Annotated in this window: 25 protein-coding genes; 12 read left to right on the top strand and 13 right to left on the bottom strand. The window is 72.1% G+C overall.

Features of this window, described 5'->3' with window-relative positions:
* The first annotated feature begins 44 nt into the window (after window positions 1-44).
* Window positions 45-1,043, top strand: a complete 999-nt coding sequence (locus FR742_RS35050; RefSeq protein WP_148035586.1) for a hypothetical protein — start codon at window positions 45-47, stop codon at window positions 1,041-1,043.
* Between the two features lie 137 nt (window positions 1,044-1,180).
* Here the strand turns inward: FR742_RS35050 and FR742_RS35045 are convergent, their stop codons facing one another.
* The 3 genes from FR742_RS35045 to FR742_RS35035 all read right to left on the bottom strand — a co-directional run bounded on the left by FR742_RS35045 (window position 1,181) and on the right by FR742_RS35035 (window position 2,992).
* Window positions 1,181-1,420, bottom strand: a complete 240-nt coding sequence (locus FR742_RS35045; protein ID WP_148035585.1) for a hypothetical protein — start codon at window positions 1,418-1,420, stop codon at window positions 1,181-1,183.
* Window positions 1,421-1,543: 123 nt separating this feature from the next.
* Complete coding sequence (locus FR742_RS35040; RefSeq protein WP_261808955.1) at window positions 1,544-2,296, bottom strand: GntR family transcriptional regulator; 753 nt, start codon at window positions 2,294-2,296, stop codon at window positions 1,544-1,546.
* Between the two features lie 153 nt (window positions 2,297-2,449).
* Window positions 2,450-2,992, bottom strand: coding sequence for a VanZ family protein (locus tag FR742_RS35035; RefSeq protein ID WP_148035583.1), 543 nt, complete (start codon window positions 2,990-2,992; stop codon window positions 2,450-2,452).
* Window positions 2,993-3,138: 146 nt separating this feature from the next.
* Here FR742_RS35035 and FR742_RS35030 point away from each other — a divergent pair, with 146 nt between their 5' ends.
* From FR742_RS35030 to kynU, 6 genes are read left to right on the top strand one after another with little or no spacing between them, the layout of a single operon-like run.
* On the top strand, window positions 3,139-3,936 hold the full coding sequence (locus FR742_RS35030; protein WP_148035582.1) for a 2-keto-4-pentenoate hydratase: 798 nt from the start codon (window positions 3,139-3,141) through the stop codon (window positions 3,934-3,936).
* A complete protein-coding gene (locus FR742_RS35025) occupies window positions 3,933-4,367 on the top strand; it encodes a RidA family protein (protein WP_148035581.1) in 435 nt (144 codons plus the stop codon). Before FR742_RS35030 ends, FR742_RS35025 begins: the two co-directional genes overlap by 4 nt.
* Complete coding sequence (locus tag FR742_RS35020; protein ID WP_148035580.1) at window positions 4,364-4,879, top strand: 3-hydroxyanthranilate 3,4-dioxygenase; 516 nt, start codon at window positions 4,364-4,366, stop codon at window positions 4,877-4,879. Before FR742_RS35025 ends, FR742_RS35020 begins: the two co-directional genes overlap by 4 nt.
* On the top strand, window positions 4,880-5,851 hold the full coding sequence (locus FR742_RS35015) for an amidohydrolase family protein (protein WP_148035579.1): 972 nt from the start codon (window positions 4,880-4,882) through the stop codon (window positions 5,849-5,851).
* Window positions 5,852-5,863: 12 nt separating this feature from the next.
* Window positions 5,864-6,979: an ABC transporter substrate-binding protein gene (locus FR742_RS35010; protein ID WP_148035578.1), complete on the top strand. Its 1,116-nt coding sequence runs from the start codon at window positions 5,864-5,866 to the stop codon at window positions 6,977-6,979.
* A 4-nt stretch (window positions 6,980-6,983) separates the two neighbouring features.
* Window positions 6,984-8,177, top strand: coding sequence for a kynureninase (gene kynU, locus FR742_RS35005; RefSeq protein ID WP_261808954.1), 1,194 nt, complete (start codon window positions 6,984-6,986; stop codon window positions 8,175-8,177).
* On the opposite strand, the gene FR742_RS35000 is transcribed toward kynU, so the two are convergent.
* Complete coding sequence (locus FR742_RS35000; RefSeq protein WP_148035576.1) at window positions 8,170-8,547, bottom strand: MmcQ/YjbR family DNA-binding protein; 378 nt, start codon at window positions 8,545-8,547, stop codon at window positions 8,170-8,172. The two genes, kynU and FR742_RS35000, sit on opposite strands and share 8 nt — an antisense overlap.
* Window positions 8,544-9,590, bottom strand: coding sequence for a DUF2293 domain-containing protein (locus FR742_RS34995; RefSeq protein WP_261808953.1), 1,047 nt, complete (start codon window positions 9,588-9,590; stop codon window positions 8,544-8,546). Before FR742_RS34995 ends, FR742_RS35000 begins: the two co-directional genes overlap by 4 nt.
* Window positions 9,591-9,682: 92 nt before the next feature.
* Here FR742_RS34995 and FR742_RS34990 point away from each other — a divergent pair, with 92 nt between their 5' ends.
* The gene (locus FR742_RS34990) at window positions 9,683-10,489 is read left to right on the top strand and encodes an FKBP-type peptidyl-prolyl cis-trans isomerase (RefSeq protein ID WP_148035574.1); all 807 of its coding nucleotides are present in this window, start codon (window positions 9,683-9,685) and stop codon (window positions 10,487-10,489) included.
* Here the strand turns inward: FR742_RS34990 and FR742_RS34985 are convergent.
* Both FR742_RS34985 and FR742_RS34980 read right to left on the bottom strand, forming a co-directional pair.
* Window positions 10,486-11,877: an N-acetylmuramoyl-L-alanine amidase gene (locus FR742_RS34985; RefSeq protein WP_148035573.1), complete on the bottom strand. Its 1,392-nt coding sequence runs from the start codon at window positions 11,875-11,877 to the stop codon at window positions 10,486-10,488. The two genes, FR742_RS34990 and FR742_RS34985, sit on opposite strands and share 4 nt — an antisense overlap.
* A gap of 72 nt (window positions 11,878-11,949) precedes the next feature.
* Entirely contained in the window at window positions 11,950-12,864 is a 915-nt protein-coding gene (locus FR742_RS34980; protein WP_148035572.1) for a M23 family metallopeptidase, read from the bottom strand.
* Between the two features lie 114 nt (window positions 12,865-12,978).
* On the opposite strand from FR742_RS34980, the gene FR742_RS34975 reads away from it, so the two are divergent.
* The gene (locus tag FR742_RS34975) at window positions 12,979-15,666 is read left to right on the top strand and encodes a BTAD domain-containing putative transcriptional regulator (protein WP_148035571.1); all 2,688 of its coding nucleotides are present in this window, start codon (window positions 12,979-12,981) and stop codon (window positions 15,664-15,666) included.
* Window positions 15,667-15,683: 17 nt separating this feature from the next.
* On the opposite strand, the gene FR742_RS34970 is transcribed toward FR742_RS34975, so the two are convergent.
* Complete coding sequence (locus tag FR742_RS34970) at window positions 15,684-17,033, bottom strand: methylation-associated defense system protein kinase MAD6 (RefSeq protein ID WP_148035570.1); 1,350 nt, start codon at window positions 17,031-17,033, stop codon at window positions 15,684-15,686.
* Window positions 17,034-17,092: 59 nt separating this feature from the next.
* On the opposite strand from FR742_RS34970, the gene FR742_RS34965 reads away from it, so the two are divergent.
* Window positions 17,093-17,719 (top strand): type 1 glutamine amidotransferase family protein, encoded by a 627-nt coding sequence (locus FR742_RS34965; RefSeq protein WP_148035569.1) that lies wholly within the window; start codon window positions 17,093-17,095, stop codon window positions 17,717-17,719.
* Window positions 17,716-18,174, top strand: coding sequence for a MarR family winged helix-turn-helix transcriptional regulator (locus FR742_RS34960; protein WP_187281518.1), 459 nt, complete (start codon window positions 17,716-17,718; stop codon window positions 18,172-18,174). The genes FR742_RS34965 and FR742_RS34960 overlap by 4 nt, the downstream gene beginning before the upstream one ends.
* 3 nt (window positions 18,175-18,177) lie before the next feature.
* Here the strand turns inward: FR742_RS34960 and FR742_RS34955 are convergent, their stop codons facing one another.
* Window positions 18,178-18,657, bottom strand: coding sequence for a C40 family peptidase (locus tag FR742_RS34955; protein WP_187281517.1), 480 nt, complete (start codon window positions 18,655-18,657; stop codon window positions 18,178-18,180).
* Between the two features lie 506 nt (window positions 18,658-19,163).
* Here FR742_RS34955 and FR742_RS34950 point away from each other — a divergent pair.
* Complete coding sequence (locus FR742_RS34950; protein WP_148035567.1) at window positions 19,164-19,505, top strand: STAS domain-containing protein; 342 nt, start codon at window positions 19,164-19,166, stop codon at window positions 19,503-19,505.
* Here FR742_RS34950 and FR742_RS34945 read toward each other — a convergent pair.
* From FR742_RS34945 to FR742_RS34930, 4 genes are all read right to left on the bottom strand, one after another.
* Entirely contained in the window at window positions 19,502-21,616 is a 2,115-nt protein-coding gene (locus tag FR742_RS34945; RefSeq protein ID WP_261808952.1) for a terpene synthase family protein, read from the bottom strand. The two genes, FR742_RS34950 and FR742_RS34945, sit on opposite strands and share 4 nt — an antisense overlap.
* Entirely contained in the window at window positions 21,613-22,557 is a 945-nt protein-coding gene (locus FR742_RS34940; protein WP_148035566.1) for a family 2B encapsulin nanocompartment shell protein, read from the bottom strand. Before FR742_RS34940 ends, FR742_RS34945 begins: the two co-directional genes overlap by 4 nt.
* A 9-nt stretch (window positions 22,558-22,566) precedes the next feature.
* Window positions 22,567-23,967: a family 2B encapsulin nanocompartment shell protein gene (locus FR742_RS34935; protein WP_148035565.1), complete on the bottom strand. Its 1,401-nt coding sequence runs from the start codon at window positions 23,965-23,967 to the stop codon at window positions 22,567-22,569.
* A 108-nt stretch (window positions 23,968-24,075) separates the two neighbouring features.
* Window positions 24,076-25,125: a polyprenyl synthetase family protein gene (locus tag FR742_RS34930; protein WP_148035564.1), complete on the bottom strand. Its 1,050-nt coding sequence runs from the start codon at window positions 25,123-25,125 to the stop codon at window positions 24,076-24,078.
* Window positions 25,126-25,276 lie beyond the last annotated feature (151 nt).

Raw genomic sequence — 25,276 nt, 5'->3', positions numbered from 1 at the left:
CAATCCGCAGTTATCCCCCGCCTCACGCGAATTAGGTAATCCCCATGACACAACGGCACGACAGCATCCCCGACCTCATGCAGGACGACACCTTCGAAGTGGCCATGCGCGGCTACAACCGCCGCCAGGTGCACGACTACATGGCCAGGACCGGCAACCAGATCAGGGACCTGGAGGAGCGGCTGGCGCGGGCGATCGACCAGGCCGAGCAGAGCCGGGTCGAGCTCGCGGAGGCCAGGCGGCAGATCGCCGAGGTGCCCCAGAACTTCAATCCGAGCACCCGGCTGGAGCAGATTCTCAAGCTCGGCCACGAAGAGGCCACGGCCATGCGGGAGGAGGCCGAGGCCGAGAGCAGCGCCCTGCGCGAGTCCGCGAAGACCGAGTCCGACCGGCTGCTGACCTCGGCCCGTGAGACCGCCGACAAGATGCTCACCTCCGCGCAGGCGGAGGCGGAGCGGCGGGTCGCCGAGGCCACCGAGGCGGCCGAGCGCATGCTGGCGCAGGCCGGGGCCGACGCCGAGGAGGCCCGCTCGTCGGCGCGCGCCGAGGCGGAGACCCGGGTGCGCGAGGCGCAGGCCGAGGCCGAGCGCACGGTCACCGCGGCCCGGGAGGAGTCCGAGCGGATGGTCGCGTCCGCGACGGCCGAGGCGGAGCAGACCATGGCAGGGGCGCGGGCCGAGGCGGAGCGGACGGTGGAGGCCGCCCGCGCGGAGGCCGAGGCGTCACTGGCGGCGGCGCAGCAGCGGGTGGCCTCGCTCGACGAGCACGCCGGCCGCCGCGTGGAGTACCTGAGCAACACCCACAACGAGGTGGTCCGCAGGCTGAACGAGGTCAACTCGGTGCTCAGCGACCTGATGCGCAAGGAGGCGGGGGCGGGCCCGCTGGTGCCGGAGACGATCGCGCCGCCGGCCGCGCAGCAGGAGCTCCCGAGCGGGCAGGAGCAGGACGACGTGCGGGTCATCGTCGAGGACGAGGAGCCGCGGGAGGAGCGGTCGGTGGACGACACGGACGTCAACCTGGGACGTCTGGAGCTGCGCAAGTAGCGGGTGGAAGCCTCCGCCCCCGATCGGGTCGGAGGCTTCCACGCGTGCCCCCTCTTGGTGGCCCGGTGCCGGGGCCGCCGAGACGCAGGACCCGGCACCGGGCGGATCGTGGTGGCGGCGGGTGAGGCGCCCGCCGCTCACGGAGGTGCCGGGCCGGCGCGCCGCTCGGGCTCGCCGGCTCGTCTCTCCTGGTCCCGGAGCTGCTCGCGCAGGTCTTCCGGGTCGTCCGCGTCGATGGTCATCGCACAGCCGGCGTCGCGCTGCTCGGCGCTGATCGGGTGGTGGCGCGTGGCCCACCAGCGGCCGGCATCGCTTCGCCAGATGGTCCACTGCGGGTACTCCCGGGCGATTTCGGCGAGATGCCGATCAAAGGTCATCCACACCGCCCTTCCAAGAGCCCCTGGCCGAGGTTCCATCCGCTTCGAGCGTGCGCCACTTCTCTAGAGAACGCAATGATCGTGGGGGACAGGTCAACCTATCGCTTGACATCCGCCCTTGATTCAGGCGTCGAAGTCGTACTGGAGTACGTATGCCGCGGCGTCCAGGACCATCTCGTTGACCTCCACGGGCATTCCGGCGGCGGCGTAGGCGGTGCGGTCGACGACGATGACGGGGGTGCCGGCCGGCAGGCCGAGCAGGGCGCTCTCGCGAGGGCTGGGCATGCGGGCGCGGACCTCCTCGGTGAAGTGGGCCGGGGGGAGTTCGAGGTCGCGCAGCCTGGCGTAGACGCCTCCTGGCCCGGTGTCGGCCTCGGTGATCGGGCTGCCCTCCACGAGCCGCGCGGGGAAGTAGGAGGTGGCCAGCTGCACGGGCCTGGCGTCGACCAGGTAGCGGCGCCTGCGGACCCAGACGTCGGGGCCGCCGAGCACGTTCGCCACCTCGTCGGGAGCCTGTTCGCGGGCCACCTCGACCTGGTCGACGGTGAAGGGGCGGCCGCGGGTGTCGGCGTCCCAGATCGGTCGTCCCTGCCCCCATTGTTCGCGCGCCAGGCGGCGGGAGCCGTGCCTGCGTATGGGTTTGAACAGTCGCACGTAGACCCCCGAGCCTCGCTTCGGCACCGCCAGACCTTCGTTGATCAGAACCGCGAGCGCCTGCCTGGCCGTGGCCCGGGCGATCGCGTACTCGGTCATGAGCGTGTTCTCGCCTGGTAGCCGGTCCCCGTCGCGCAGGTCGCCGGAGTGGATCCGGTCGCGGAGTGCGTCGGCGATCTGGCGATAGATAGGAGGTTCTTGGGGTACCGGGGATTCAGACACAGTTAGATCACCCTCTGTCACCAACCGGGTTTGGCGTCTCCAGAGAACTTGCCCCGTCTTGTCCACGATCGCACAGATACGGAGGTTGGTCGCGAGTCTCTTTTTGAGCGGTGTGTGCCTGTGTGGTGACATCGGCCGGTTTTTGTGCAGCCGTTATCCCCGAACCGGTTCGCCCGTTACCGCTCTCGCCCACCAGCGGCGAGTAATCAGCGCCGCCGCCACCGCACCGGCCGTGTTGATCAGCACGTCGTCCACGGACGAGAACCGGCCGAGCCGCAGGACGTACTGCAGGGTCTCCACGAGCAGCGAGGCGGCCCCCGCGACGGCCGCCACGCGGGCCGGCGAGGCCATCCTGGCGGTGCGCACCGGGAGCAGCGCGCCGAGCGCGGCGAACACCAGCAGGTTGCCTCCGACCTGCACGAACGCCGTCTCCCACGGCGATCGGACCACCGCGGCGAGGTCGGCGAACGGGATCAGGTTGACGCCCTCCTGGCCGGTTCCCGGGGTGAGGATCATCCAGATCCAGGGCGCGGTGCCGGCCGCGATCCCGACGTCGGCGAGGGCGGTGCGCAGGGGCGCGGGGTGCCCGCGGCGGGCCCGGCGGCGCGACAGCAGCACGACGGCCAGAGCGGCGAGGGGAAGGGCAAAAGTACCAGCAATAATGACGTTTCCCCATAATTCCCACGTGCGCGCCACCGGACCATGATGTCCGCAGGCGACGGCTACGGGAAGATGACCCTCAGGACAGGTCCCGGCCGGGGAAGCGTGAGCGGCATGGCGCGCGTCGGCGCGGCGAGAGACGATGCTAAGAGACACGATCACGATCGAGCGGGAGTGACCCGATGCACGATGAATGGTCGCAGGCGGTCGACGGGCGAAGCCACGCGGCCGACCGGTTGGCGGAGGCCGCGCGGTCGGGTAAATCGTGCGAGCCGGTGCGCGACCTGGTCGGCACCGCGCAGGAGGCGTACGCCGTCCAGGAGATCAACACCCGGCGGGCCCTGGACGAGGGGCGACGGCTGGTCGGCCGCAAGATCGGCATGACGAACGTGCCGTTGCGGGAGAAGCTCGGCATCGACCAGCCGGACTACGGCATGCTTTTTGCGGATATGTCGTATTCCGATGGGCTGCCTATCCCCATCACGCGTTTCCTGCAGCCCAAGGTCGAGGCGGAGATCGCCTTCGTGATGGGCGCCGACCTGGTGGGCGGGCCGTTCACGGTGGCCGAGGTGATCAGGGCGGTCGACTTCGTGCTGCCGGCCATCGAGATCGCCGACTCCCGCATCGCCGACTGGGACATCACGCTCCCTGACACCATCGCCGACAACGCCTCCGCCGGCGCCTTCGTGCTCGGCAACACGCCCACCTCGCTGATGGGCTCCGACCTGCGGTCGGCCGGGATGCGGATGACCCGCGCGGACGCGGAGGTCTCCACCGGCTCGGGCGAGGCCTGCATGGGCCACCCGCTCAACGCCGCCGTGTGGCTCACCGGCGCGCTGGGCCGCACCGCCTTCCCGCTCCGCGCCGGTGACGTGGTGCTGACCGGGGCGCTCGGGCCGGTGGTCCCGGCCGAGCCGGGCGACGCGTTCGAGGCCCACGTCGACGGGCTGGGCTCCGTCCGGGCGGTGTTCTCCCCGTGACACGCGATCGCGGCCGGGCGCTGCGGGTCGAGGGCAAGGCGACGCCGCGCGGCCGGTTCCCGCACGTGCGCCGGGCCGGCGACTTCCTGTACGTCTCGGGCACCAGCTCCAGAAGGCCGGACAACACCTTCGTCGGCGCCGAGGCCGACGAGCTGGGCGTCACCGACCTCGACATCCGCGCCCAGACCAGAGCCGTCATCGAGAACGTCGGCGACATACTCAAAGCCGCGGGCGGCTCGCTGGCCGACCTCGTCCAGATCACCGCCTACCTGGTGAACATGAACGACTACAAGGGCTACAACGAGGTCTACGCCGAGTTCTTCGACGAGGAGGGGCCCACCCGCACCACCGTGGCCGTCCACCAGCTCCCGCACCCGCACCTGCTGATCGAGATGCAGGCCGTCGCCTATCACCCCCTGGAGAGATCATGATCCCTCCGATCGACTTCACGAAGTGGATCGACGAGCACGCCCACCTGCTCAAGCCCCCGGTCGGCAACAAGGTGGTCTTCGAGGGCGCCGAGGACTTCATCGTCATGGTGGTCGGCGGGCCCAACTCCCGCACCGACTACCACGTCGACCCGTACGAGGAGCTCTTCTACCAGGTCCGCGGCAACATGCACGTCAACGTGATCACCGACAGGGGGCCGGAGACCGTGCACATCAGGGAGGGGCAGATGTGGCTGCTGCCCCCGTCCATGCCGCACTCCCCGCAGCGGCCCGAGGAGGGGTCGGTCGGGCTGGTGGTGGAGAGGATCCGGCCGGAGGGCACGCTGGAGAGGTTCCAGTGGTACTGCGAGCAGTGCGGCTCGCTCGTCCACGAGGTCGAGCTGCAGGTACGCGACATCGTCGCCGACCTGCCGCCGGTGTTCAACGCGTTCTACGCCGACGAGAAGGCGCGCACCTGCGCGGGCTGCGGCGCGCTCCATCCGGGCAAGGGCTGAATGGTCACTGACGTCCACACCCACTACGTGCCCAGGGGCTGGCCCGACCTGGGCTGGCCGGGGGCGCCCAGCCTGCAGGTGGAGTCCGAGCGCGAGGCGGTCATCCTCGTCGGCGGCGCGGAGTTCCGCCGGATCCGTCACGAGTGCTGGGACCCCCGGGTGCGCCTGGAGTCTATGGACGCCGACGGGGTGGACCGGCAGGTGGTCTCGCCGACGCCGGTGTTCTTCGGTTACGACCGGCCGCCCGCCGAGGGCGTGCGGATCGCCAGGGTCTTCAACGACCTGGCGCTGGAGATCTGCGACGGCGACCGGCTGATCCCGTTCTGCCAGGTGCCGCTGCAGGATCCCGACCTGGCCTGCGAGGAGCTGGACCGGTGTCTCGCCAACGGGCACCGGGGGGTCGAGATCGGCAACCACGCCGGCGACCGCGACCTGGACGACGACGGGATCGTACGGTTCCTGGCCCACTGCGCCGACCGGGGCGTCCCGGTGTTCGTGCACCCGTGGGACATGCCGTCGGGGCCCCGGCTCGACCGGTGGATGGCGCAGTGGCTGGTGGGCATGCCTGCCGAGACCCACCTGTCGATCCTGGCGATGATCCTCGGCGGCGTGTTCGACCGCGTCCCCGACACCCTGCGCATCTGCTTCGCCCACGGCGGCGGGTCGTTCGCCTTCTGGCTCGGCCGGTTGGAGAACGCCTGGCACCGCAGGAAGGACGTGGTCGGCGTCTCGGAGAAGCCGCCGTCCGCCTATCTCGGCCGGTTCGGCGTCGATTCGGTCGTCTTCGACGAGCGGGCGCTGCGCCTGCTGGTCGACACCTTCGGCGAGGACCACGTCATGCTCGGCTCCGACTACCCGTACCCGCTGGGCGAGTCGCCCGCGGGCGAGCTGGTCAGGACCGCCGGGTTCCTCACCGACGGGGCGCGGGCCAAGCTGATGCGCCGCAACGCCGAGGTGTTCCTGGGCTGCTGAGGGGAGCTCACCATGCGGTTACCGCCCGTCGTCGGGCTGGTGGTGCTGATGGCGGCAGGCTGCGGCGGCGGCGCCGCGCCGCAGCCGCCGCGGCACGAGGACGGCGAGGTCCGGGTGGGGGCGATCATCTCCCAGACCGGCGTCTACGCCCCGCTCGGGGACGAGATGGAACGCGCCATGCGCCTCTACCTGGAGGAGCACGGCGGCGAGCTGGGCGGCAGGCCCGCCAGGCTGGTCGTCGCCGACGACGGCGGCACCGCCGAGCAGGGCAGGCGGGCCGCCAGGGAGCTCATCGAGCGCGACCGGGTGGACGTGATCACCGGCCTGCTGGCCTCGCCGGTGGCCGAGGCCGTGGTGGCCGAGGCCGGGCGGACTCCCGTCGTGGTGGCCAACGCGGGGGCCGACGACCTGGGCGGGCCCGGCGTGTTCCGGGTGTCGTTCACCAACCACGCCCACGGGCACGCCGCCGGCCGCTACGCCGCCCAGGCCCACGGCCGCCGCCCCGCCGTGCTGATGGCCTCCGACTACTCGGCCGGCGTCGAGACCCTGGACGGCTTCGAGGAGGGGTACGGAGCCGGCAAGCTGGAACGCGTTCTCACCCCGTACGGCAGGACGCCGGACCTGGCGCCCTACCTGGCGCGGATCCCGGCGGAGGCGGAGCTGCTGTACGCGTTCTACGCGGGGGGCGAGGCGGTCGCCTTCGCCAAGGCGTTCAGGCAACTCGGCTACGACGCCAGGATCGACCTGCTGACCTGTCAGAACCTCACGGACGAGGACGTGCTGGCGGCCGTCGGGGCGGACGCGGAGGGCATCGTCAGCGTCGGGCTGTACGCGCCGGGGCTGGAGAACCCGGAGAACACCGCTTTCGTGGCGAAGTGGCAGACGCGGACCGGCCGGAACCCCTCGGTGGTGGCGGTGCAGAGCTGGGACGCCATGTCGTTGGTCGACCGGGCCGCGGCCCGGGGCGGTGACCTGACGGCCGAGCTGGGCAAGGTCGGGGAGTTACCCAGCCCGCGCGGGCCGCTGCGGCTGGATCCGGCAACACACGACCCGGTGCAGAACTGGTACGCCCGGCAGTACCAAAATGGTACAAATCGGGTTATCGCTACCGTTCCCCCGAAGGAGTGACCAGTTGCTGGATCGCGACCGCTGCCTCGCCCTGGACGCCGAGGACCCGCTGCGGGAGTTCAGGGAAGAGTTCGTGCTCCCCGAAGGCGTCATCTACCTCGTGGGCAACTCGCTCGGCGCGCTGCCGCGCCACGCCCCCGAACGGCTCCGCAGGGCGGTGGAGGACGAGTGGGGCGGTCAGCTCGTCGGCGGCTGGAACAGCGCGGGCTGGTACGACCAGCCGCTGACCCTGGGCGACCGGATCGCGCCCCTCATCGGGGCCGGGCCCGGCCAGGTCGTGGTGGGCAACACCACCTCGATCGCGATCCACCAGGCGGTCTCGGCGGCGGCACGGCTGCGCCCCGGCAGGAAGGTCATCGTCTCCGACGCGCGCAACTTCCCGACCGACCACTACATGGTCCAGGGGCTGGCGGAGTCGCTCGGGTACGAGGTGCGCGACGTGTCCGAGGGCCGGTTCGACGACGTGGCGGCGGTGCTGCTGTCGGAGGTCGACTACCGCACCGGCGAGCGCCACGACGTGCCCGAGGTGACCGCCCGCGTGCAGGCCGCCGGGGCGCTGATGATCTGGGACGTCTGCCACAGCGTCGGCGCCATGCCCGTGGACGTGTCGGCCGCCGACTTCGCGGTCGGGTGCACGTACAAGTACCTCAACGGCGGGCCGGGGTCGCCGGCGTTCCTGTACGTGAACCCGCGCCACCAGGCCGATGCCGTCAACGTGCTGTCGGGCTGGTACGGCCACGCCGACCCGTTCGCGTTCGAGGCCGGCTACCGGCCGGCGCAGGGGATCAGGCGGTTCGCGGTGAGCACCCCGCACGTGCTGTCGTTCGCCGCCCTGGACGCGGCGCTGGACGTGTGGGAGCGGGTGCCGCTGCACCTGCTGCGCGCCAAGAGCGTGGCGCTCGGCGAGCTCTTCGCCGGGCTGGTCGGCGACGCGCTGGAGCTGGCCTCGCCCGCCGACCCCGAGCGGCGCGGCAGCCACGTCGCCTTCCGTCACCCCGACGGCTATCCGGTGATGCGGGCGCTCATCGACCGGGGCGTGCACGGCGACTTCCGGGCGCCCGACATCCTGCGGTTCGGGCTGGCGCCGCTCTACCTCCGCTACGTGGACGTGTACGACGCGGCGCGGACCCTCCTTGAGGTGCTGGACAAGGAGCTGTGGCGGGACGAGAAGTACGCCAGGCGGCTCGCCGTCACGTGACCCGGCCGTCGAGCTCCTTGACCGCCCGCTTGGTCGCGACGGCGCGGTAGCTCTCCTCGACCCAGTCGAGCAGCACCTCCGACGGCGGCAGCGGCGACTCCAGCGGCACCGTCACCCATCCGGCCTTGCCGAGCCCGTAGCCGCTGGGCGCCGCCCCCTCGACGGTGAGCGCGTGGCCGTGGGCCTCCGAGCTCAGCTTCACCCCGAACGTGGGGCGCCACCTGTCGGTGGGCTCCTCGACGCCGAGGAACAGGAAGATCTTCTTCCCGACCTTGACGACGGTGTCGCCCCACGGGTGGTCCTCCCACGCCTCGGGCAGGCCGAGCGCGAACGCGCGCAGCTCCTCCCGCACGTCGTGCCAGTCGCTCATCGCGGCCCCGCCCTGAACTCGGTCAGCTTGCGCTCGATGTCGTCCCTGATGCGCTCGCGGGCCTCCATCCGCGGCACGCCCGCCATCAGCATTCCGTCATACCCCGTGTCATGGTGACGGATGGACGCGACCACCGCCAGCGTGATCGCGTTCTCGTCCAGGGCCCTGGCCGCCGCCGTGCGGCCGACCCGGCCGCTGCCGCGCAGACCGGCGTGCTCGGCGATGGCGCGGGCCCGCTCCGGCGGGCAGCCGGGGAACAACCTGGCGATCTCGCCGGCCATCCGCCCCTGGAACACGACGTCCTGCTCGGCCCTGCGCTCCCGGTCGCGCTCGCGCCGCCGCGAGCGCGCCTCCTCGTCGGCCAGGCACCGCTCCTCGGCCCTGGCCAGCGCCTCCTCCTCGACCAGCAGGCCCCTGCGCTGGTAGACCTTGCGCCGCCGGTCGAAGCGCACGACCACCGCCGCCAGCCCGCTCTCCTGCTTGGCCCGGCGGCTCAGCGCCGCGTTCCCCGACGGCAGGAACACCAGATGGTCCAGGTCGGCGCAGGTCAGGCAGTGGGGCCGGTCATCTTCCATGATCAGGTAGGGGCCGGTGTCGGCGCAGCCGGCGCACGTCCACGCCTCCAGCGGCTCGACCGCGACCAGGTCGGGCGGCTTGGCCTGGCGCTCGGCGAGCCGCCGCACCCGCGACTCGCTCAGGTCGGGCGACAGCCAGTGGACGGTGAACGGCTCCTGCTCGGGATGCCCGGTGAAGCGCAGCGGGCGGCGGTCGCGGCTGCCCGACACGTACGGCGCCGGCATCGGGCGCAACCCTTTGGCCCGTGCCCAGTCGCGCAGCAGGGCGGCCGTGGTGAGCAGGCGCTCGCCGTCGACCGCGGCCAGCTCGGCGAGCGTGGCCGCGCGGCCCTGCCGCCAGACGTCGACGTGTCGCGTGTGGAGCCAGCGCAGCCCCGTCACCACGTCGATGAACGTCACGTACTGGTGGTCGGCCAGCGCGATCTCGGCGGCCTGGGCGACCCTGCGGGCCAGGTTCGGCTTGCTCACGCCCCTTAGTGTGCCGCGCCTTTGTCGGCCGGTGGGCATCCCTTGTGCCGATCGCGGCGAGTATCCGGGCAAGCCCATCCTGCGGAGGAACCTTGCGCCTGCTCTGGCCCGCCCTGCTCGTGCTCGCCACGTCCTGCGGCACCGCCCCGGCCGCTCCGCCGCTGCCCGAGGTGAAGGGCGCGTTCGGCGCCAGGCCGCAGGTGATCATTCCGGCCGGCAAGCCCGGCCGCACGACGCGGGTGGCGGAGCTGGAGCCGGGCCGGGGACGGGAGACGGCCCCCGGCGACGTGGTGCTGGCCGACGTCGAGCTCCGCCTCTGGCGGGGCAACCAGACCCGGGCGAGCACGTACGGCACCCACCGGCCGATCGCGGTCGTCCTCGACGGGCGGCCGATCCCGCGCGTCTGGCGGGAGGCCGTCGTGGGCCGGCCGGCGGGCAGCCGGCTGCTGCTGGTCGGGCCCGCCGCGCAGGTCCTCGGCGCCGGCCTGGACCTCGACGCGGGCGACCTGCCGCCGGGCGAGCCGCTGGTCGCGGTGGTCGACATCCTCGGCGGCTACCCGCCGGACGCCCGGCTGGTCGGCCGGCCGCTGCCCTCGCCGCCCGCCGGCCTCACGCCGGACGACCCGGCCCGCACGCTCATAGGGGGTTCGGGAGAGGCCGTGCGGGCCGGGTCGAAGGTGGTGGTGCAGTACGTGGCCGTCGACTGGCCGTCGAGGACCCTGGCGGACTCCTCGTACCGCACCGGCGGCCCCGCGGCCTTCACCCTGACCGGGGACGGCGCGCCGGCCGGCTGGGTGGAGGGGCTGCGCGGGCAGCGGGTGGGCGGCAGGGTCGCGTTCGGCTCGCCGCCCGGGGGGTTGCTCTACGTCGTCGACGTGGTGGACTGCGTCGACTGCTAGCCGCAGTGCTCGAACGGGCTGTCGTAGGTGGACGAGCCCGCCTTGCCGCCCCACTTGACGCACTTGCCGGCGGCCTGTGCGGTGACCGGGCCCGCGTAGTAGGAGAAGTTGCCCGAGTCGGTCTTCCTGGCGCTGCCCTGGACCTCCAGGTAGGCGTTGGTGGCGGTGGCCGTGCCGAGCGACGTCCGCTTGATCGTGGTCACGCAGTTGCTGCCCGTGGTCGTGTTGTAGAGCAGGTAGACGGTGCCCGCGGTGCCCAGCGCGGCCGAGTCGATGACCTTGAACCCGCTGCCGCACACCTTCTCCGGCGTGTGCGGGTTGACGCCGCCGCCGGTCACGTAGCTCATGTACTTCGCCCAGTCCCAGTGCGGGCCGGGATCGGTGTGGTCGTTGCCGGGCACCTCGACGTGGCCGACGATGTGCGTGCGGTCCTTCGGGATGCCGTACCTGTCGGCGATGTTACGGGTCAGCGCGGCCGACGCCCGGTACATCTGGTCGGTGAACCACGAGGCGTTGTCGACGAACCCCTCGTGCTCGATGCCGACGGAGCGCCGGTTCCAGTCCTTCGCGTGGAAGGCGCGGTCCTTCTCCCGCACCATCTGGGTGATCTGCCCGTCGGACGAGCGCACCAGGTAGTGCGAGGACGACTTGGCCGCCGGGTTCTGGAACCACGAGATCGAGCCCGCGTAGGTGCCCTGCATGACATGGACCACGATCCGGTCGATGCGGTCGCTCGACGGGCGGCTGGAGACCGCATAGTTGGCGCTGTTCGCGGCCACCCAGAGCGCGCCGGGGTAGTCCACGGCCGCGGCGAGGGCGCGCGGCTGCTCGGCGTACTCGCCCTGGTCGGGCTGGACGGCCCGGGGCTTCACCTGGACGCCCCGGGCGTCCACGCCGGCGGCGAGCGTCTCGTACACCGCGTCGGCGTAGATCCTGGCCGTGGCGTCGTTCGCGGCGTGGGCGTACGCGGCCACGGCCGGATACCAGCGGCCGAGGTCGTCCCGCTGGGCGGCGCCCAGCCCGAGCTCGTCAGCCTCGGCCCGGAGCACGGCCGCGCCGCCGAGCACGTTGGCCGCGTCGTCCGACTTGAGCGCGGCGACCGGCTTGGAGGTCAGCTTCGCGGCCTGCTCCAGGGTCTTGGCGGTGGGGTTGCTGACCAGGTGCATGATGCCGTAGCCGCCGCTGGCGCTGGGCTCGCCCCGGTGACCGTCCAGCCGGGACTCCGCGTACGCGAGCGCCACGAGCAGGTCGCGCGGCACGTCGTAGGCGGCCGCCGCGCGGTCGAACGCCTGCGCCAGGGGGTTCTGGGCCGTCTCGGTGGAGGCGTGCGCGGCCGTCGTGCCGGAGAGCGCCAGCAGCCCGGCCACGATGAGGATCTTGGACTTCACGTCACTTCCGCTTCGGAGAAGGGATGGGGAAGGGAACCGCCCCGCCGCGGGTGCGCGGCGGGGCGGAGAGGCTCAGCTGCCGCAGTGCTGGAACGGGCTGTCGTGGGTGGACGAGCCCGCCTTGCCGCCCCACTTGACGCACTTGCCGGCGGCCTGGGCGGTGACCGGGCCCGCGTAGTAGGAGAAGTTGCCCGAGTCGGTCTTCCTGGCGCTGCCCTGGACCTCCAGGTAGGCGCTGGTGGCCGTGGCCGTGCCGATCGACGAGTGCTTGATCGTGGTGACGCAGTTGTTGCCGTTGGAGGCGTTGTAGAGCAGGTAGACGGTGCCCGCCGTGCCCAGCGCGGCCGAGTTGATCACGCTGTAGCCGGCGCCGCAGACCGAGGTCGGGGTGTGCGGGTTGGTGCTGCCGCCGCCGCAGTTGCGCGAGGTCACCGTCTGGTTCGGGTAGCCGAAGGTGACCCCGTTGAAGACGGCCTTGCGGACGTTCGACGGGTAGCTGGTGCCCTGGCGGACCTCGTAGTGCAGGTGGGCGCTGATGTTGTTGCCCGGCTTGCTGGTCTTGCCCACGGTGCCGATCTTCTGGCCCTGCGCCACCGACTGGCCCACGCTGACCGAGCGGGCGTTCAGGTGGGCGTAGTAGGTGGACCAGCCGCCGCCGTGGTCGATCTTGACCAGGTTGCCGAAGCCGTTCGTCGAGCCCTGGTGGGAGGAGATCACCACGGTGCCCGACGCGGCCGCCACCACGGTGTCGCCGAGGTCGGCGTCGGCGCTGCCGCCCCGGTTGAAGTCGATCTCGTACGACTGGTGGGCGCTGCTCGCGTTCGAGTTGCCCGTCCACGCCTGGCCGCAGGGGAACGGCAGCTGGAAGTCGGTGGCGAGCGCCTGCGCCTGCTGCGTCTCCGCCTGCCTGTCGGCGGCGGCCGCGGATGCCGTGCCGAGGCTCATCAAGAGAGCGGCTCCGGCCACGATTGCTCCGCTGATCTTCATCAGGTGATCCTTTCGGGGGCGATCTCTCTCACCCAGGGTCGGGATAACCCGTACAGAAAGCGTCCAGAACCGGTACAACAAGCTGTCAGGCCTCATAGAGGAGCTGATGCGGTCATGACGGTCACCTTCCATGTGCTCGGACCGCTGGAGGTACGGTCGGCGGGTCAGCCGGTCCGGATCTCCGGCAGAAAGCCACGCCTGCTGCTCGCCACTCTGCTGCTGCACGCCAACCACGTGGTCGGCGCCGACGACCTGGTCGAGGTGCTCTGGCCGGAGCGCGCGCCCCGCTCGGCCCTGGCCAACCTGCGCACCTACGCCAGTTCGCTCCGGTCCGACCTGGCCGGGACCGGCGAGGAAGCCGGCAGCCGGCTGCGCGGCGAAGGCTCCGGCTACGCGATCGACGTGCCCGGCGGCGCGCTCGACCTGCTCGCCTTCGAGGAGCTGGCCGGCCAGGCGCGCTACGCCGACGCGCTCGCGCTCTGGCGCGGCGCGCCGCTCGCCGACCTGCCGGGCAGCCCGCTGTGGGACCGCCGGCTTGAACCCCTGCACGGCTTACGCTTACGCGCCGCGGAGGAGCTGATCGGCCAGCGGCTCGCGTCGGGCGACCACGCCGGGGCGGTGAGCGAGCTGCGCGGACTGCTGGGCGAGCACCCCTACCGAGAGGACCTGTGGTCCAGGCTGCTGCTGGCCCTGCACGGCGGCGGCAGGAGGGCCGAGGCGCTCCGCACCTACGCCTCGGTGCGGGCCAGGCTGGTGGACGAGCTGGGCGTGGAGCCCGGCACCGAGCTGCGCCGCGCGTACGAGACGATCCTCGCCGACGAGCCGGCGCCCGCCGCGCCGCACCAGCTCCCGCCCGACGTGCCCGACTTCATCGGGCGCGAGGCCGAGCTGGCGGCGCTGGCCGGGCCGTTCCCGCTCGCGACGATCTCCGGGCCGCCCGGCGTGGGCAAGTCCGCGCTGGCGGTACGGGCCGCGCTGGCCCTGCGCACCCGCTTCCCGGCAGGCCAGCTCTACCTCGACCTCGACGGCAGGGAGCCGGGCGACCTGCTCGCCGAGGCGCTGCGGGCGCTCGGCGTGGAGTCGCCGCCGCCGACCGTGCGGGAGCGCTCGGCCCTGCTGCGCTCGCTGCTCGCCGAGCGGCCGATGCTGCTGCTGCTCGACGACGCGCTCGACGCCGCCCAGGTGCGCCCGCTGCTGCCGGGCAACGACAGCTCCGTGATCGTGACCAGCAGGCGCCGCATCACCGAGCTGCCCGGCGCGCTCCACGTCGACCTGGCCGAGCTGCCCCAGGAGGAGGCCCTGCTGCTGCTCGGCCGGATTGCGGGCGCCGACCGGGTGGCGCGCGAGCGCGCCGACGCGCTGGCCATCGTCGACGCCTGCGCACGGCTGCCGCTGGCGCTGCGCAGCGCCGGGTCTCGGCTCGCCGGGCGGCCCGGCTGGTCCCTGGCGGTGCTCAGGCAACGCCTCCAGGACGACAGGCTCGGCGAGCTCAAGGAGGTCCGCGCCTGCCTGGAGCGCAGCTACCGTCACCTGCCGGCCGAGGCCGCCCGCACGCTGGGCACCCTCGGCCTGCTCGGCGCGCCCGCCCAGCCCGGCTGGGTGGTCGGCGCCGCGCTGGACCGGCCCCGCGCCGACGACGTGACGGACCTGCTCGTCGACGTGAACCTGCTGGAGGTGGCCGGCACCGACCTCGTCGGCCAGCCCCGCTACCGGTTACCCGACCTGATCCGCCGGCACGCGCTCGAACGCGGCCCCGACCCGCAGGGCGTGGCCAGGGTGCTGGCCGCGTGGACGGCGACCACCGAGCACGCCATGGCCAGGCTGCCCACCACCGTCTTCAGCCTCACCGCCGCCGGGGCGCCGCGCTGGCGGCTGCCCGAGCAGACCCTGGACCGGCTCACCGCCGATCCGCTCACCTGGTTCGAGACCGAGCACGAGGCGCTGGCCGGCGCGGTGTCCGTGGCCGCCGAGGCCGGTCTCGCGGCCTCCGCCTGGGGGCTGGCCGCCGCCATGGTGCCGTACCTCGATCTGCACTGCCACCTGGACACCTGGCAGCGCACCCACGACGTCGCGCTGGCCGCCGCCCGCGCCGCCGGCGACACGTACGGGGAGGCCGCGATGCTGCGCGGCCTCGCCCAGGTCGCGCTCTACCGGGACCGGTACGAGGAGGCGGCCGAGGGCTTCACCCGTGCCCGCAGGCTCTTCCGTGAGCTGGGGGACCTGCGGGCGGAGGCCACCTCGGTCTGCGGGCTGGGCGCGGTCAGCCAGTTCAGCGGCCGGCACGCCCGCTCGCTCGACCAGTTCAAGCAGGCGCTGGCCATGTTCCTCGCGGCGGGCGACCAGCACGGCGAGGCGTTCACCCGGCAGGCCATCGGGCGGGCCTGCATCAAGGCCGGCGACCTGGCGCAGGCGTCGGAGTCGCTCGGCCAGGCGATGCGGCTGGCCCAGGACCTCGGCGACGCGCACCGTGAAGGCTGCGTCTGCCTGCAGATGGGCACGCTGCACCGGGCCATGTCGTTCCACCGGCACGCCCTGGAGATCTTCGAGTCGCTCGGCGACCGCCACTGCGGGGCGTACGCGCTGCAGAGCCTGGCCGGGCTGCAGGTGGACCGCGGCGAGCTGGCCCCCGCCTCGGCCGGGCTGGAGCGGTCGCTGCTGGTCTTCCGCGAGCTGGGCGACCGCAGCGGCGAGGCCTCCGCCACCCAGCTGCTCGGCGAGCTGCACCGCTCCGCCGGCCGCACCGGCCTCGCCCTCGGCTACCTCGAACACGCCAGCCTGCTGCGCCGCGAACTCCCCGCCTGAACCGCGATCGCTCCGGGTCAGCCGTTCGTCAGCCGTCGGAAGAGCCACTTGAAGCGGGAGCCGCCACCGCGCGCCGAGCCCTCCAGGGCGGCCAGCGACTCCTCTGCGGTGGGGCGCTTGGCCGGGACGAGGTCGATCATCCGCCGCACCACCTCCGGCACGTCCGCCCGCCCATAGGCGTCGGCGCTGGTCGGCAGCGCGCCGGTCAGGAGCTGGTAGGCGATCACGCCCGCCGCGTACACGTCGGCGGCGGCGGTCATCCGGTCAGGACGCTCCTGGCACTCGGGCGCGACGTAGTGGGCGTCGAGCACGTTGTGGAGCTCGTGCACCACCGTGTAGTCGCGCGGCCCCGGCTTGGCGTAGTCGAACCCGGTCAGCACCGCGTGGCCGTCGTCGGTCACCAGCACGCTGGCCGGGGTGAGCGCGCGGTGGATCACCCCGTGGGCGTGCGCGTGGGCCAGGCCGCGCAGCATGTCCTGAATCACGCCCAGCCGCTCGCCGCTGCCCAGCCGCAGATGGAGAGCCTGGCCGTGGACGTCGTCGAGCACCAGCACGAACCGGCTCTCGTCGTCGATGGCGAAGAAGTCGCGCGAGCGCACCACGCACGGGTGGGGAGGGATGCGGGCCAGGGTCTGGTAGGCGTTGGCGATGCGCTGCCGCTCGGCCGCCCTGGACGCCTGGTCGGCGAGCGGGTCGGCCTGGTAGACCCGGAGCAGCACGGTCTCGCTGCCCGGCAGCGTGGCGTTGAACGCGCGGTATTCGGTGACCCGCGCGTCGCCGCCGAGCTGCTCCTCGACCTCCCAGTTGCCGAAGCGAGGAGGCGTGGTGCTGCGGCGTACGGTCTGGTTGAGCGCGTCGAGCACGGCGGACAGGTAGGGGCGCACGTCGGGGCTGCAGCCGCGCCTGACCCTGGAGACGTCGCCCAGTGTCGCGATCAGGCCGGACAGGTCGGTGACGTTGACCGCGTCGCGCCCGGCCGGGTCGACCAGCCGCGCGTCGGGGGAGGTGAGCACCACCAGGCTGTCGACGTAGACCCGCTCCAGCTGGGTGGCCCGGGAGACGAGCAGGCCCTTGAGCGCCTTGGCGGTGCCGCGCAGCTTGGTGACCGGTGAGCCGAACGCCTCCCTGCGCGGCGGGAACCAGCGCGAGCCGGACACCTCGATGCGGCCCCTGGTGCCCTTGACGTCCACGACCACCAGCGCGTGGCGGGTCAGCACGATCAGGTCGACCTCGTAGACGTCGTCGCCGCGCGGCACCTCCACGTTGTGCAGCAGGAGCCAGTCGGCGGGCGCGTTGTCTCTCAGGAAGGCGATCACGCGCCGTTCGGCGTCGTTGACCGGCCTCCCGCCCCCGACGATCTCTGCCATGGCCCTATCCTCGCACGAAATGGATTGACAACATGCTGTCGAAATGACAGTATGTTGTCATGAGTGAAGCGAAGAGAACGATCCATGTGGCGGCTTACGACACCATGGCCGACTGGGAGGTCGGGCACGCGACGGCTCATCTGCGCACCGGCCGCTTCCACCGCGACCGGAGCGGCTTCGAGATCGTCATGGTCGGTCTCACCCGCGACCCCGTCACCACCATGGGCGGCCTGCGGGTCACGCCCGACCTGGCGCTCGACGAGCTCTCGCCCTCGGGGAGCGCGCTGCTCATCCTGCCCGGCGCCGCCACGTGGGACGAGGGGGACGACCTCACGCCGTTCGCCCGCACCGCCCGCGCGTTCCTCTCGGCGGGCGTCCCGGTCGCCGCGATCTGCGGCGCCACGGCCGGTCTCGCACGGGAGGGCCTGCTCGACGGGCGCGCCCACACCAGCGGCGCGGTGCAGTACCTGGAGGCCCAGGAGGGCTACTCCGGCGCCGCCCGCTACGTCGAGACGGACGCGGTCACCGACGGCGACCTCATCACGGCGGGCCCCACCGAGCCGGTGGCCTTCGCCCGCGAGATCTTCCTGCGGCTCGACGTCAACCGGCCCGAGGTCGTCGACGCGTGGTACCGGCTGTTCTCCCGCAGCGACGCCTCGGCGTACGAGGTGCTGATGTCGGCGTGAGCGGCGCCTCGCCCGAGACGGTGGAGCTGCTGTCGGACGCCGCGCTCACGGTCTTCCGGCTCAACGGGCAGTTCCTGGAGGTGGCCGAGTCGCTGGCCCGTCCGGCCGGGCTGACGGCCGCCTGGTGGCAGGTGCTCGGGGCGGTGCTGCGTGAGCCGTTGCCGGTGGCCGGCATCGCCAGGGTGATGGGCATGACCCGCCAGGGCGTGCAGCGGGTCGCCGATCTGCTGGTGGAGAAGGGCCTGGCCGAATACCTGCCGAACCCGGCGCACAAGCGCGCCAAGCTCCTCACCCCGACCGATGAGGGCAGGGCGGCCGTCGCCAGGATCGTCCCCGGCCACCGGGAGCTGGCCGCCACCCTGGCCGCCGAGCTGGGCGCGGACGGCTTCCACGCCTGCGTGGAGTCCCTGCGGCGGCTCAGCGCCGCCATGGAACGCATCCAGCGGACCCCCTGAGCCTCACCAGTCCGGCTCCACTCCTGGGCGGACGGCGCCGATGTAGGTGGGCCTGTCCACCGGTTCCACCCGTACGGTGGCGCCGGTGAACGGGGCGTTGACCATCCGCTTGCGGTTGATCGCGATGCCGACGTGCTCAGGGCCGCGGCGGCGCGGGTTGCTGTCGTAGAAGACCAGGTCGCCGGCGCGCACCTCGTCCCTGGGGATCCGGATCCCGTCCTCCCACTGTCTTTGCGAGGTGCGGCTGATGGTCACGCCCACCCTGGCCCACGCGTACTGGGCCAGGCCCGAGCAGTCGAAGCCCCAGGTCTTGGCGCCGCGCCCGATCCCGTAGCCGGGCCCGCTCGTGCCGCCTCCGCCCCACGAGTACGGCAGCCCGATCGCTTCCAGGGCGGCGTCGGCCACCACCCGGCCGGGCCGCGGATACCACGGCCGGTCGTCGTAACATTCGACCGCGTACGGGTCGAAACAGTCGTGTGCCATTGCCGTGGCGGAATTCAGGGTTCCGGGAAAAGCGCACGCCATGGCCGTGGCGATAAGTATGCGTACTGCCCGCATCTGGATATTCACCGCTTCTGCCTTGTCGGTCACGCCGATCCTCGCCGCCGGCGCGGCACCGCTCGTCCCCTGATGAATGCTCCCGGCCTATAGGCATAAAACGCCCTTTAGCCAGGCCGGATGCACGTATGGCGACAAGCTGAAAATGCGCCCACAATGGCCCACGACAAAAGCGGATCAGCTCGGACATATCACCAATAAGAAGCGGCAGGAGATATTCGCTATCCCGAAAAGGGCTTGGTTTTTCCGTGGGCGCCTCTGCTCGCCCGCCGGTGGAGGCGCGGCCCCGCCCGTTCACGAGATGGTGTGAATACGGTCATTTCATGGCGAAGATTACATAAGTCGGCATATTGCGTGTATCGTGGGCAGCGGCCGGTGTTTCGGCCGCAGGGCTCGCCGGCAACCCCCTGAGACCGAGTGGGGGTGTGCGCATGATGAGCGATGACATGGGGCGGCTGCTCTACGAGGACGCCCAGCTGCGGATCATCGCGCGGAGCGGTTCGACGGCCGTCCTCCTGATGGGCGAGGTCGACGTCACCAACAGCCCGGCGCTCGAACGTACCCTGCGATCCGCGTGGCACGGCGGCGAGCCGCTGACCGTCGACACCGGCGCGCTGACCTTCGTCGACCTGTCCGGCCTGCGGGTGCTGGTCATGCCCGCGGTGCCGCCCGGCCGGCGGTGGATCCGGCTGGTCAACGTGACACCGTTCCAGAGACGGCTGATGGGCCTCATGGGCTGGCACCATGAGGCCCGCGCGCAGCCGCTGGTCTAGATGACCGACAGGGCCGCCGTGCCCAGCCCCGTCGGCCCGGACGGCAGGCCGCGGAAGGGCCGGTTGTGCCGCCGCAGGGACTCCTCGTCGTAACGGCGGCAGTCGCGGTGCCAGACGAGGATCCCGGACATCCAGTTCTCCAGGTCCCGGACGTAGCCGTCGAGCGCCTGCCCGGCCTGCTCGTCCAGCCCGAGGCCGGCGCGGAGCACCGGCAGCTCGTGCGCGGCCACGTGCTGGAACTGCCGCATCCGCGACTCCATCAGGTCGACCACGATCCGCAGGCCCTCCGGATAGCCGCAGCCGAAGAAGCTCTGCACCACCAGCACCCCGTTGTGGATCTCACCCTCGAACTCGATCTCCTTCTGGTACGAGAACACGTCGTTGAGCAGGCAGGCGTAATCCTGCGCGGCGTTCTCCAGCGACTTGAGCGGCCCGCTCGCGTACACCTCGGGAGGGATCTCGTCGGCGCGGGCCAGCCGGCACAGGCTCATCGTCAGGTCGGAGCCGAACGTCAGCCGCCGCATCTCGACGTAGTCGACCGGTTCGGGGATGCGGTGCGCCGCCTGGTTGGCCAGCTCCCACACCCAGCTCTCGGTCATGTCCTCGACGGACCGGCGGAACGCGCGCCGCGCCGCCTCGCTCATCGGCCCGGCCGAGCGCCGCCACAGGTCGGCCAGCGAGCGCTCCAGCGCGCTCGCGGGCGTCGCGAAGGTGACGCCGTCGAGCGGCATGAACCCCGGCAGCCGGGCCACCGCGGCCCGCGCGGCGACCAGGTTGCGTCCGAACACCTTCGGGAAGTAGTCGTCGCCGTACGTCCCCCAGGCCAGCCAGGCCGACGACAGGTCCAGCTCCTCAGGCGTGGCGTCCGGATGGATGCCGGCCGCGCACAGCGGCAGGTCGTAGTCGGCGAGCTTCTCCTCGTCCCACACGGCCACGTCGAGTATGCCCATCCGGCGAGCCCACGCGGCCAGGTTGCGCCGGGCCCCCTCCAGGTGCGGGGAGAGCCGCGCGGTGAACGGCATGAAGAGGTCGGGCACCCGGGCCGGCCCCACCCGCTGGTACGGGACGTGCTGATGGGAGCGGAACCGGTGGAGGCCCAGCGACGCCATGCCGAGCCCCGGCCCCGGTGCGGCCTTGGTGTAGCGGCTGGACCGGGCGTGCCACTCGTGCCCGCCCGACTGCCAGTCCTGCAGCCCCTTCACGTACGCCAGCACGCCCCCGCAGCTGACCGGGTCGATCCGGTGCTCGGCCAGCAGCGGCCCCAGCTCGGTGGCGAAGGTGTGCTCGAACTGCTGCAACCGCGCCGTGAGCAGGTCGTTGACCGCGTCCGCCGCCTGCTGGGTGGTGCACTCCAGGAACGTCTCCAGGACCAGCACCCCGTTGCTCAGCTCGCCCTCCTCACCGGTCTCCCGCTGGTAGGAGAACAGGTCGTTGCGCAGGTGGACCCCGTCGGCGAAGGTGTCGCGCAGCACCCGCATCGGCCGCGACCCGGCGATCACGTCCGGCACCTCGGCTCCCACGGCGTGCTCGACCAGCCCGGCCGACCAGGGCGCCCCGCCGACCTTGCGGCGCATCTCGATGTACTCGACCGGGTTCGGCACCCGGCCCGCGTTGATGTTGGACAGCTCCCACAACGACTCGTCCAGGAGCGCCTTGGTGCTCTCGGCGAACCGCGCACGCCACCCGGGCGACGTCCCCGGCACCGTGCGCGCCCACAGGTCGGCCAGCCCCGCCTCGACCGGGTTGGCCGGCTCGGGCACGGCGGCCCCCTGCTCCAGCGGCATGAACGCGGGCATCCGGTCCAGGTAGGCCTTGCCGCCCTCCCGGTCGCCCGGCCGCTTGAACACCTCCAGGAAGTGGTCGTCGAAGAAGAACACCCACACGTACCAGTCGGTCACCAGGCACAGCTCGGCGGCGTCGCAGTCGGGATGGGTGTACGCGCACAGCAGCGCGTAGTCGTGGGCGTCGAGGTCGTCGGTGGTCCAGACGCCCGAGCCCTCCAGCATCCCCATGCCCCGCGCCCACAGCCTGGCGTGGGTCCTGGCCTCCTCCAGATGCGGGTTGAGCCGCGCCGGATGCGGCAGGTAGAAGTCCGGCATGTCGAAGCTCACCCGTACACCTCCACGCCGTCGAGCACGCCGAGCGCGTCGGGGACGAGCACGGCGACCGAGTAGTAGGCGCTGACGAGGTAGGTGGTGATGCCCCGCTCGTCGATGCCCATGGCCCGGACGCTGAGCCCCGGCAGGTGCTCGTCGGGGATGCCGGTCTGGTGCAGCCCGACCACGCCCTGGTCCTCCTCGCCGGTGCGGAAGGCCAGGATCGAGCTGGTGCCCGACCGGCTGATCGGGATCTTGTCGCAGGGCAGGATGGGCACGCCGCGCCAGGCGGTCATCCGGCTGCCGTCGACCTCGACGCTGTCGGGGTAGACGCCCGTGGCGCTGCACTCGCGGCCGAACGCCGCGATGGCGAGCGGGTGCGCCAGCATGTAGCGGGTCTTGCGCCGGCGGGTCAGCAGCGCGTCCAGGTCGGACGGGCCGGGCCGCCCCGAGCGGGGGGTCAGCCGCTGCTTCGGGTCGGCGCTGTGCAGCAGCCCGAACCGGGGGTTGCCGACCAGCTCGCGCTCCTGCGCCTCGCGCACCGCCTCGACGGTGAGCCTGAGCTGCTCCTTGGTCTGGTCCATCGGGTCGCTGAACAGGTCGGCGACCCTGGTGTGGACCCGCAGGACGGCCTGGGAGACGCTCAGTTCGTACTCGCGCGGGCTGGGATCGTAGTCGGGGAACGTGCCGGGCAGCCGCGGCTCCCCCCGGTGGCCGGACGCCAGGTCGATCGCGACCTCCCCGCGCCTGTTCAGCGGGCGCGGGTCGGGCCGCTCGGGTGAGGGGGTGAGCCGGCGGTTCACCCGGTAGCTCCCCGCGGAGAGCTCCACCCACGGCAGCGCGCGCAGCAGCCACCGGGGGGAGCTCTCCTGCGTATGGGGAGCGGTCTTGGTCGTCGTGGCCAGCGTGCGAGCCCCGGGCGTGCCGAGGCTCAGCGGCCGTTCCAGCTCGGTCAACCGGGGCACCTAGTCCTCGCGGCCGATCTCTACGTCCTCAAGCACGGCCAGCGCGTCGGGAACCAGGACCGCGGCCGAGTAGTAGGCGCTGACCAGGTAGGAGATGACGGCCTTCTCGTTGATGTTCATGAACCGGACCGACAGGCTCGGCTGGTACTCGTCGGGGATGCCGGTCTGGTGCAGCCCGATCACGCCCTGGTTCTCCTGGCCGGTGCGCATGAGCATGACCGAGCTGGTCCGCTGCGCGCTGATCGGGATCTTGTTGCACGGGAAGATCGGGACGCCCCGCCAGGCGGGCACCCGGTGGCCGCTCACCTCGGCGGCCTGCGGGTAGAGGCCGCGCTTGCTGCACTCCCTGCCGAAGGCGGCGATGGCCTGCGGGTGGGCCAGGAAGAACGCCGGCTCCTTCCACACCTTGGCCAGCAGGTCGTCCAGGTCGTCGGGGGTGGGCGGGCCGGTGCGGGTGCGGATGCGCTGGGCGAAGTCGGCGTTGTGCAGCAGCCCGAAGTCGCGGTTGTTGATCAGGTCGTGTTCCTGCCGCTCGCGCAGCGCCTCGATGGTCAGCCTGAGCTGCTGCTCCAGCTGGTTCATCGGCTGGTTGTAGAGGTCGGAGACCCGGCTGTGGACGCGCAGGACGGTCTGCGCCACGCTCAGCTCGTACTCACGCGGGCTCAGCTCGTAGTCGACGAACGTGCCGGGCAGCGTCGCCTCGCCGCTGTGGCCGGAGGACATCTCGATCGCGGCCTCGCCGTGGTCGTTGCGCGCCCGGTCACCGCCCGCCTGCCACGCCTCCAGGTGGTCGCGCAGCCCCGGCGAACGGTCCAGCAGCGCCTGGAAGTCCTCGCGGGAGAGCGTCAGCAAGGTGGTGGCGGTCCTGGCGCGGGCCGAGAACTCCCAGGTGCCGCCGGAGGTGAGCATCGAGTCGCCCAGATGGTCGCCGTCGGCCAGCACGCCCAGGTTCTGCTCGTCGCCGTAGGCGCCCTGGGCGACCCTGCCGACGCGGCCGTGGGCGATCAGCACGAGCTGGTCGACGGGCTCGCCCTCGCGGACGATCTCGTCGCCCGGCTCGACCTCGCGCTGGGCGAACCGGTACGCGAGCGCCTCCAGGACCTCGATGTCGTCGAAACCGCGCAGCATCGGCAGCTCGCACAGCTCGGCGGGAACCACCCGCACCTCGGCGCCGCTCGTGCTGAACGTGATCCGGCCGTCTCCGAGCGTGTACGTGAGCCGCCGGTTGACGCGGAAGACGCCGCCGGAGGTCTGCGTCCAGGGCAGGAGCTTGAGCAGCCACCGTGAGGTGATCTCCTGCATCTGCGGCGGGGTCTTCGTGGTCGTCGAGAGATTGCGCGCGGCCTCGGTGCTGAGGCTCAGCTGCTGGCCTGCCGCGGCGGAGTCGGTCGTCTCGGTCATTCGGGCACCACCCATCATGAAAGATTTACGGAGAGTGACGAAAAAGTACGTTGGGTAATCGTTCGTGGGCAGGGGTCAGCCCCGGCCGTGCTCTCGACATGGCCGGGGTCAGCTGTCGCGGTGGGCGAGCCGGGCCGCGAACAGGGTCAGCGCCGCCCGCGCGTCGGGCGCGACCGGGGCGGTGTCGAGCGCCTCCACGGCCTGCCGGACCCGTGCGTCGATCATCGACTCGACCTCGGCGAGCGCGCCCGTCTCCAGCAGGATCAGGCGCAGCTCCGCCGCCTGCTCCTCGCCCAGCGCGGGGTTGCCGTGCCAGGCGGCGAGGTAGGCGAGCTGCTGGGGCGTGGCCCGCGCCAGCGCGTGCGCGACCAGCACGGTGTGCTTGCCGTCGCGCAGGTCGTCGAGCGCCGACTTGCCGGTCTCGCCCGACGAGCCGAACGTGCCGAGCACGTCGTCGCGGAGCTGGAACGCCTCCCCGAGCGGCACCCCGAACCGGGTGTAGGCGCGCAGCAGGCCCGGCTCGGCCCCGGCCAGCGCGCCGCCGATCTGCAGCGGCCGCTCGACGGTGTATTTGGCCGTCTTGAACCTGATCGTGGTCAGCGCCTGCTCCACGCTCGCCCCGGCGCGCAGCTGGGCCAGCATGTCCAGATACTGGCCGCTGATCACCTCGGTGCGCATGGAGTCGAAGACGCGGTGCGCGGCCCGCAGCCGGACCGGGTCCACGTCGCACGACGACAACAGGGCATCCGACCAGGACAGGCTGAGCGTGCCCAGGAGGATCCCGCCCGCCTGCCCGAAGGCCTCCGCGCCAGGTCCTTCGTGCAGGCGGGCGAGGCTTTTGTGGATCGTCGCCTGCCCGCGGCGCAACTCGCTGCCGTCCATGATGTCGTCATGGATCAGCAGCCCCGCATGGCAGAGCTCCAGCGCCGCGGCGGCGCTGATGATCTCGTCGCAGTCTTCGCCGCCGGCGCCCCGCCAGCCCCAGTAGCACAGCTGCGGCCGGATGCGCTTGCCCCCGCCGAGGATGAAGCCGACCAGCAACTCGTAGGCCGCCGCCACGTCGGGGTCGGCGACCGGGGGCCGCCAGCCCTCGAGGAACCCGGCCAGCCGGTCGTCGATGCGGGGCGCCAGCAAGTCGGGGGTGATGCTCACGGTCATCGGCCAGACTCCTTCAGGGCTGCTCTGTGCTACGAGTAGTTACTCACCGAATACGGAGTGTGTAAAGCGGGTTGAGGGACCCGAGTTTTCGAGGGATATCCAAGCCCTCCTCATGAACGTCCCTTGACCTGCGGTCCAGAGGGTCTAGGGG

The organism is Nonomuraea sp. C10, assembly GCF_008017515.1.
GTDB classification, from domain to species: Bacteria; Actinomycetota; Actinomycetes; order Streptosporangiales; family Streptosporangiaceae; genus Nonomuraea; species Nonomuraea ferruginea.
Note: the sequence above shows the minus strand (reverse complement) of the source record. Positions and strands in the feature narration are given on the sequence as shown.